1 pseudogene is annotated in these 311 nt (G+C 69.1%); it reads left to right on the top strand.

Annotated features, from left to right (window positions below):
• Positions 1-311 (top strand): annotated as a pseudogene (locus tag UK12_RS35000) (carboxyl transferase domain-containing protein); the annotation flags it as partial.

The following is a 311-nucleotide window of genomic DNA, read 5'->3' as shown; positions in this document are numbered from 1 at the left end:
GCGGTCGATCGGGGCGGACCTGTCGTGCGCCTGGCCGACGAACTAGATCGCGGTGATGGGGGCCGAGGGCGCCGCGAACGTGATCTTCCGGCGGGACATCGCCGGGGCCGAGGACCCGGAGGCGATGCGCGAGCAGAAGATCAAGGAGTACAAGAACGAGCTGATGAACCCGTACTACGCGGCCGAACGCGGTCTCGGCGACGATGTCATCGACCCCGCCGAGACCCGGCAGGTCCTCGCCTCCTCCCGCGCCATGCTCCGCACCAAGCACGCCGACCTGCCCAGCCGCAAGCACGGCAACCCACCGATGT

It is taken from the genome of Saccharothrix sp. ST-888 (assembly GCF_000955975.1).
GTDB lineage: Bacteria > Actinomycetota > Actinomycetes > Streptomycetales > Streptomycetaceae > Kitasatospora.
The sequence above is the reverse complement of the archived record's forward strand: the minus strand, read 5'-3'. Positions and strand labels throughout refer to the sequence as shown.